The organism is Enterobacter cloacae complex sp. 677-3DZ2D5B, assembly GCF_004136695.1.
Classification (GTDB): domain Bacteria; phylum Pseudomonadota; class Gammaproteobacteria; order Enterobacterales; family Enterobacteriaceae; genus Enterobacter; species Enterobacter hormaechei_C.
In genome coordinates this window covers 103,693-111,066 of record NZ_QFLS01000022.1, presented here as the reverse complement: position 1 = coordinate 111,066, position 7,374 = coordinate 103,693, and the positions used below count along the sequence as shown (strand labels likewise).

5 protein-coding genes and 1 pseudogene are annotated in these 7,374 nt (G+C 51.1%); 1 reads left to right on the top strand and 5 read right to left on the bottom strand.

Annotation, left to right across the window (positions count from 1 at the left end; all coding sequences use genetic code 11):
* The 3 genes and pseudogenes from DD597_RS23690 to DD597_RS23680 all read right to left on the bottom strand — a co-directional run.
* A pseudogene (locus tag DD597_RS23690) lies at positions 1–599 on the bottom strand (exonuclease); the annotation flags it as partial.
* Between the two features lie 60 nt (positions 600–659).
* Entirely contained in the window at positions 660–1,688 is a 1,029-nt protein-coding gene (locus tag DD597_RS23685; RefSeq protein ID WP_058662772.1) for a hypothetical protein, read from the bottom strand.
* Between the two features lie 119 nt (positions 1,689–1,807).
* The gene (locus DD597_RS23680; protein ID WP_058662771.1) at positions 1,808–2,239 is read right to left on the bottom strand and encodes a hypothetical protein; all 432 of its coding nucleotides are present in this window, start codon (positions 2,237–2,239) and stop codon (positions 1,808–1,810) included.
* A gap of 126 nt (positions 2,240–2,365) precedes the next feature.
* Here DD597_RS23680 and DD597_RS23675 point away from each other — a divergent pair, with 126 nt between their 5' ends.
* Entirely contained in the window at positions 2,366–3,289 is a 924-nt protein-coding gene (locus DD597_RS23675) for a DUF4365 domain-containing protein (protein ID WP_052255174.1), read from the top strand.
* Positions 3,290–3,320: 31 nt separating this feature from the next.
* Here the strand turns inward: DD597_RS23675 and DD597_RS23670 are convergent, their stop codons facing one another.
* A complete protein-coding gene (locus tag DD597_RS23670) occupies positions 3,321–3,764 on the bottom strand; it encodes a hypothetical protein (RefSeq protein WP_129256643.1) in 444 nt (147 codons plus the stop codon).
* Positions 3,761–7,279: a DNA polymerase III subunit alpha gene (gene dnaE / locus DD597_RS23665; protein WP_129256642.1), complete on the bottom strand. Its 3,519-nt coding sequence runs from the start codon at positions 7,277–7,279 to the stop codon at positions 3,761–3,763. Before dnaE ends, DD597_RS23670 begins: the two co-directional genes overlap by 4 nt.
* Positions 7,280–7,374 lie beyond the last annotated feature (95 nt).

Genomic DNA, 7,374 nt, shown 5'->3' with positions numbered 1-7,374 from the left:
TCACCAATGCCGCCGACGCCTTTGATGTTGTCCGAGTTATCGCCCTGCAACGCTTTCGCTTCCAGAAACGCTCGTGGCGTTGGCAGACCGGTCAGCTCTGCGAACTGTTCGAAGTTCACCTGCTTGTGCTTGGCATCTTCACGCAGGCTTACCCAGCTCACATTCTCGCGAACCAGCTGGAGCCAGTCGCCATCGCCAGTCAGCAGGTAGATGTGATCGACGGTCGGCTGCGGAGCCAGGCGAGAGACCAGCATTCCAGCCAGGTCGTCCGCTTCTGCGTCCTTTGCAATGAGTTGGTTAACGCCCAGCGCGGTCATCATTTTCAAGATGTACGGCTTCTGGATGGCAAAGCCTTCTTTCATCTTCTTCATATCCGGGTCGTCATCGCGATTCGCTTTGTACTCCGGGTAGAAGTCGCGACGTTTGTCGCTGAATCCATCCCACAAGATCATTGGGCGGGCATGGAGAATTGAGGCGTAACGACGAACGTTCTTCACGAAGCCAAAAGCCGCCTGAACTTCCATCTCGCCGTTGTGTAATTTGTCGGATTGCTGGTGGTAATAGCCCAGGCTGTTACCGTCCACAAAGAGATAATTCACCGGTACACTCCTTCCAAAAAGTAAGGCGTCCGTAGACGCCTTACTGGTCACGTTATGGGATTACAGAGCGTCCAGTTCAGCCAGCAGGTCGTCGAGACCTTCGTCAGCTGGTGCAGATGCAGCGGCAGCAGATGCTGAAGCACTTGCAGCTGCGGCGGCTTCCGGAGCTTTAACTTCTTCCGGTTTAGTTTCCGGTTTGAACTCAGCTTCAGCGGCACGCAGGATCTCTTCATCAACCAGGCTGGTGGACTCTGGAGCCGGAGTGTGTGCTGTAGCGACAGCAGCTGCGCCTTCCGTATGACCAGTGATAGAGCCAAAGCCTGGCAGTTCAGCAGCAGCTGATTTTGCAGCGGAAGAAATGGCCGGAGAGGACATTGTTGCTGCCGGAGTCGCAATACCAATCAGACGACCCATAGTGCGAGCCGTAGACAGCAGACGAGTTTCGTCAGCCTGGTTCGCGTATGCGATCAGATCGTGTTGGGTAGTCCAGAGCTTCTCAGGAATGTCGCCTTTGTAGACTTTACGTTTCGGGGATACGTCGTACTTGGTGTCACGACCGGAACCGGTACGCTTAATCAGGAACGCATAGCCTTCTTCTTTGCTCAGTGGGTTGCCGATATCATCCGCAATATCTTCGGACATCACTTTGCAGATATCGTCGAAGACCGTAGACGGCAGCTCAATCAGCTGGCATTTCTCTGCGTCTGCAAAGTCTTCGCGCGCAGACAGAACACCGTTGACCAGATAACGCGGTGTAGCACGCATACTGTTAATGCGCTCTTCCATCGCTTTGTTGCCCTTAAAGCGAGCACGACCTTCCATAACCATCTCACACAGCTGGCAAGCGTGGCCGTGGGTGTGCTGTTCGCAGATGTAGGCGGTGGTTACATCTTTGCCTTCCTCATTCTGATGCTTAACGTAGTGCATACCGAAAGTCTGGAAGAACAGGCCATTCGGGTCGTCCTTGTTCGGGAAAATGCGCAGATAGTTATTGCCGTCTTTCAGACGGGTCACATCAACGTTATTGCCACGTTTAGAAGCAATATCGCCACGGGTCTTGTTAAGCAGATCAAGTAATGACTTAGACATGTATTTCTCCTTGTTGTGATTGTGGCCATTGGCGCTATGCGCGTTGGGCTTTCGTTTACTCTTGGCTCTTTCGAGCGAAAAGAATGATAGATCAGTACTTACTTACTATCTAGCATAAATTAACGGGGGGAGTGGAAACGTTCGGCGCCCAAACGTTCAATCTCTACGATAGCCATTTTGGACGCCTGGACAATCATGTCGCGGCGGTGTGAGAAGGCGGCTACAGCGTGCTTGTACAGATCTGCAATGTGCCGTGCTTCGTCGAGTTTCTGGCGCTTTGCGAGGTATTGTGGGTTAGTTCTAACCTTCGCCTCCAGTACGGATTCATTGAACTTAATTCCGTTCATGCTCAGGTTCTTACGCTCGTTGTCGTAGATTTTCGCCTCAATCGCATCAAGGGAGAGTTTTGCATCTGCGACCTCTCGTTCTGCCCGCGCCAGCTTAGAGCCGTACTCCATCAAGAGGCGCGGTTGCTGACGCCAGACTTCCTCCAGATTGTCGCGGTCGAACTCCAGGTCGGACATGATTTTTTCGTAGATATCGGTGTTCATATTGATAGGTTCCAGCTTACTTTTGTGTATCTGATTATATCAAACAAATGGAGGGTTACTGCCATGATTGGCGGTAGACATTTTTGGGGCGAAAGGGGAAGATTGAGCTTTAACAAGGAATTAAAAATGAAATCACCAAAGACAAACAACCAGTCACCAAAAGAGGCGATGATTTACCCAAAATCCAGTGCCTACGGACATGCCGGGGAGTATTTATTCGCCTACTGGATATCACGATACTTTGGCTGGCCTTGTCGACTATTGAGTGTTGACATGGGAATTGATGCTCAGGTTGAAATGTTTGCAGATGACACCAAATCAACAGGGGCTTTTATTTCTGTTCAGGTTAAAACTACCTCAAGACAGATGGAAGAAAGTTTAAGTGTTAGAGTTGGTCTTGATAACCTTGGCTATTGGAGTTCTCAACATGAGCCGGTAGTAATTGTGCTTGTAAGTCTTAATGAAATGAATATTAAAGATGAGCCTGAAATATACTGGCGTCATTTAGATAGTGAAAGCCTTGATAACTATTCTGAGAAGGCACGAAAAAATAAGGATTCAAAAACTAATATTATCTTTGAATCGCACAAGCATCGTCTTCGTCCAATGCACAAGCAGGATTGGTCGAAGCTATGGATGACCGAGCTTGACAAGGAAGTTGTTGAGATGGCAACGAGTTCAAAACATGAACTTATGAAAGTCATTAACGAAGTAAATGAAGAAATTGAAGAATCAGGTTTGCCGGAAGAGGATTTTAAATTCCCTGTTGCCTGGGAGACCTATCCTCATTCCTTGAATAGATTGCTTAATGACTATGATGAATTTTTAAGACTTAAAACTGATAATAAACTACTTGTCATGCAATACCCTGTAGTTCAGGAATATATGGAACTATGCGATCTTCATTTAGACCGACTGCTAGATTACTTCTCAAATTTGGCATATCACTTTAGAGGTGAGAGTTCTATTTTTAAAGATGAAATGGAAAGCTGTTTCCCCGTCAATGTGCAAATTCAAGAGATCATAAGAAATAACATATATAACTATTAATGAAAATGCCCGAAAGAATCGGGCCATTTCATTAAGCGAATTTCTTACCAAAAATATTGGATAGCGTGACTCTGGTCTGGCGCTTCAGCCTGTACTGTCTCACATCGCCAATCTTGTTCACTTCCATAAACTCTTTGGCCACCTTCAGCACCACCCGATTGCGGAACACTTTGAACGCCTCCAGCTGTTCCTCTGGGTTATCCGATTCGTGGATCTCCAGCAGATACTGGCACGCCTTCGGATCTTGCGTTTTAAGCGCCAGCGCTCTGGCACATTTACGCAAACGACTGACTTTGTCGGCACCATCCAGCCCGGCGAACGCCAGCGCCAGATCTAACGTGACCGGACAGTCGATGATTTCCCAGAACTGCGACCGCATGGTGGCCGCAACTGCTTTATCCTGAAAATCCGCTGGGATAGCCGCCAGCGCTTGTGCAATCTTCTGTGCCTCGTTCATGGTGTTCTCTTTATTCATTTGCTAATAGTCTCCGCTACCTCTGCCAGAATTGCTTCCAGCTTTTCGCCTTCCTCTGGGCGAAAGTACAAAATGTTCGGGTTAAATCCGTAGAAAACGGTCACATCCAGCTCTGGCAGATACTCTTTGCGTCCAACCAGGTCGGATGGTTTGCTTTTGTTGTTGAAGAGTGACGTCGCCCGGCTGCCACACGTCAGCACATAGGTCGGACGCACCAGATTGATCTCTTCACGCATAAAGTCGGTGAACTGGCCGATCTCGTCTTTGGTGTAGTCCTTCTCTTTGTCCTTCACCTTTTTGCATACGCCGGTGACGTAGAGATCGCCCATGCGCAGATCGCCTGAAGTAAGTAATTTCGCCTTAAAGTCGTCGTAGCCGTTCTCCATGAAGTAACCGGTACGCCCATCATTGCCGTTCGCGTTGTCCAGAATGACCATGATTTTCGGCTTAATACCAATGCTTGGACGGATCAGGTCGTCTCCCAGACCCATTTCGGCCGCCATGCGAGTCATCAGTACATTCACTTCAGCAGAGCGCTTAGGGTTCATCTCGAACGGTCGAGAGGCTTTTACAGCGTCGATCACCAGATTGCCCATCAACTCTGCCTGGTCGCGCAGTCGTTCCGGATCTGTCGCTGGCAGACTGCCAGGCTCAATCGATGCGAACGCACCTACTTTTTGCAGTGACTCGCGTACCCGGCTGTTACACGCACGCTTCTCGACCGCTTCCTCAAATTGCTCAAGTGACTCGAATTTGCCGCCAACTTTCTCACGCGCTCTCATGATGGCCTGGCATCCGTTCTCAGAGCAGCCTTTCACAGCAGAGAATGGCGCATACAGTACCTGGCTGCCGTCTTCCAGCGTGCGGATCTCAATTCGGTTAGATGACACGTTAACGTCTGGTGGTAATACGCGAATGCCATAGGTCAGCGCATCCTTAACCAGCCCTTGGTGCTTATCCTCGCCCAGAATGGTGAGCGCAGCAGCGAAGAACTCAGCAGGGTAGTGTGTCTTTAACCACATAGACTGATAGCTGATCAGCGAGTAGGCAACGGAGTGTGATTTGTTGAACTGATACGCACCGTTCTTCTCGAAGGCAGCCCAGATCTCCCTCGCTTTCGTTTCAGACAAGCCCGGTTGTGACCCTGTAACGCGTACAGCAGCCATAGGCAATTTCACACCAGCCTCCAGCGCTTCTTCGACCGTCCGCAGTGCGCCGTCCTCACATTTAAAGTGTTCCGCGCGGTGAATACGCTGCGTTGTGCCGTCTTCCATCTCAACGTCGATCCAACCAGCTTGAGCCTGAACGACGAACTTCTCGCCCATGCTCTTCATCTTTTCCATATCCTTTTTACCGATCGCTTTACGCACACCATCAGCTTCGGCCATCGTGAAGCCGGCCAGCAATCGTGTCGCGTTCATCGTCTGTTCCTGATACAGAATCACGCCGTTGGTTTCCGCGGTAAGTTCGTCCAGTACCGGGTGCAACGACTGTGGAGCCATGAAGCCTTTGGCCACGGAGACATAGTCGTCCAACATGCCGGATTGAATCGGGCCTGGTCGGAAGAGTGCGGTAGTGGCGACAACGGTTTTGAAGCTCATTGGTTCAATGCCACCGCCCAGATCTTTAAGCAGCTTGCGCATGGGGCCGGACTCCAGCTGGAATACGCCCTGCGTGTACCCTGCAGCGAACCCATCCAGAACCTTGCGATCGTCCAGTGGGATAGCATCGAGATTGATGTCTTCCCCGGTACTCTCTTTGATGTAGCGTTTCGCGCTATCCAGCAGATCGAGCGTTGCCAGACCGAGAACGTCCAGCTTAATCAGCCCCATCGCCTCGCAGTAACGTTTATCGAACGCAATACAGCGAGCATTGCCACGCAGCTCGACGGGCGTGCGCTCTACCAATGGAACACCAGCGACGATCATCCCCGCAGCGTGACGACCAAAACCACGCATCAGGCTTTGCAGCTTACACGCCGCTTTGAACGCTTCCGGGTTTTTCGTGGCGTATTTGTCCAGGCTGGCCAGTTGCTCGCGCAGCTCTTCCAGCGACAGGCTATCGTCTTCCAGATTCTTGAACTCTTTGGATACCGCCATATCCGCAGCGTCGACACCGTAAATACGCGCAGTGTCACGCAGCGCCGAAGCAGCGCCCAGATAGGTGAAGTTCGGAATACCGGCAACGTAAACTTCGCCATAGCGTTCATTCAGATACTCGATCACCTCATGACGACGTGCCTGGCTGAAGTCCAGATCCGCATCCGGCAAGTCGAGACGTTCAGGGTTAATGAAACGCTCAAACAGAAGACCGTGACGGATAGGATCAACGTTGGTTATGCCTATGCACCACGCCACCAGAGACCCGGCAGAGGAACCACGACCTGGCCCGACAGGAATGCCAGTTTCACGGCTGTGATTCATCAGGTCGCGCACCATCAGGAAGTAACCACAGAAGCCCAGGCGGGTCAGAGTGTCCATTTCGTACTTCAGGCGATCAACATACACACGGTGCTCAGAAGCCGGTGGTGTGTAGCCAAACTCTTTGGTAGTAAGACGCTTGCGCAGCCCCGCGACAGCCAGCTTCATCAGCGTTGCAGGCTCGTCGTCTGCCATCTTGGGCAGTGCTGGTGGCAATTCATGCCAGCGCCATGTGCAGGCTTCAATAATGGTGTCCTGCGTTGTTGAGGCCATTGCAGCTGTTACCGGCACATCCATTCGAACGGAGAAGGCTTTCAGCGCTTCAAGGAGATGGCGGCGACCATTAACGGCGTTATCTCGCTGGTGGGGAATACGCAGACGATGCGGCTGGTCGATTTTGATGTTGTTCGTAACCATGTGCGCAATGTCTTTAATGTCAGCGTCGTCGACCGCTTCGTAATAAGCGGGATAGAACGCCACTGGCTCTATTTTCAGTGCGCTCGCCACTTTCATCGCCCGGACGTTAATCTGGTCGTAGAATGGGGTAGGGTGCGGATAAACCACGCTGTAGAAGTTATCGCGTCCTCCAGCTGTCACCAGCGTCCCGATAATCTTTGCGAAGTCCCGGCGCTGGAATACACTGCCAATGTCAGACGTCAGCAGGATGATGTTGCCTTTGGCATATGCGGCCGCCAGCTGGTCAAGCGCCAGACGCGGGACAAAGTAGAATTGCTCGCGCTTGTTGGCTAAGGTCATCAGTTCGCACACGTCGCGATAACCTTGCTCGTTCTTTATCAGTGCCGTGAAGCAGTAGCTGCGATCACGTACCAATGATTCCATACATCCCCCTGACTCTTTCGCAAGGCGGGCGCGGTGCTCGTATGTCGGATCGTCGACAACATTCAGCTTAACACCACAAATAACCGCCATGTCGTCGCCAGCGGCACGTTGCAAGGGGATCACACTGGCAATGTTCATGCTGTCAGCGGAAATGACAGCGGTGTAGCCAGCGTCTCTCGCGATTTTCACCGCGTTTTCTGCTTTTAGAGCCGACTCTCCCAGGGAGAAGTCAGTTCTGACCATCAGAGCCTTCATGTGTTTTTACCTTTCTGGTTTTCTTGATTTTGTCATTGGGGAAGCCAACGAACTTCCCATACATCGAAATCGCAACCTCTTTGGCTGACTGGTGG

What these genes read in the sequence shown, in the direction of transcription:
- DD597_RS23685 (WP_058662772.1), bottom strand. Translation starts at nt 1,688, where the DNA reads ATGTCTAAGTCATTACTTGATCTGCTTAACAAGACCCGTGGCGATATT.
- DD597_RS23680 (WP_058662771.1), bottom strand. Translation starts at nt 2,239, where the DNA reads ATGAACACCGATATCTACGAAAAAATCATGTCCGACCTGGAGTTCGAC.
- DD597_RS23675 (WP_052255174.1), top strand. Translation starts at nt 2,366, where the DNA reads ATGAAATCACCAAAGACAAACAACCAGTCACCAAAAGAGGCGATGATT.
- DD597_RS23670 (WP_129256643.1), bottom strand. Translation starts at nt 3,764, where the DNA reads ATGAATAAAGAGAACACCATGAACGAGGCACAGAAGATTGCACAAGCG.
- dnaE (WP_129256642.1), bottom strand. Translation starts at nt 7,279, where the DNA reads ATGAAGGCTCTGATGGTCAGAACTGACTTCTCCCTGGGAGAGTCGGCT.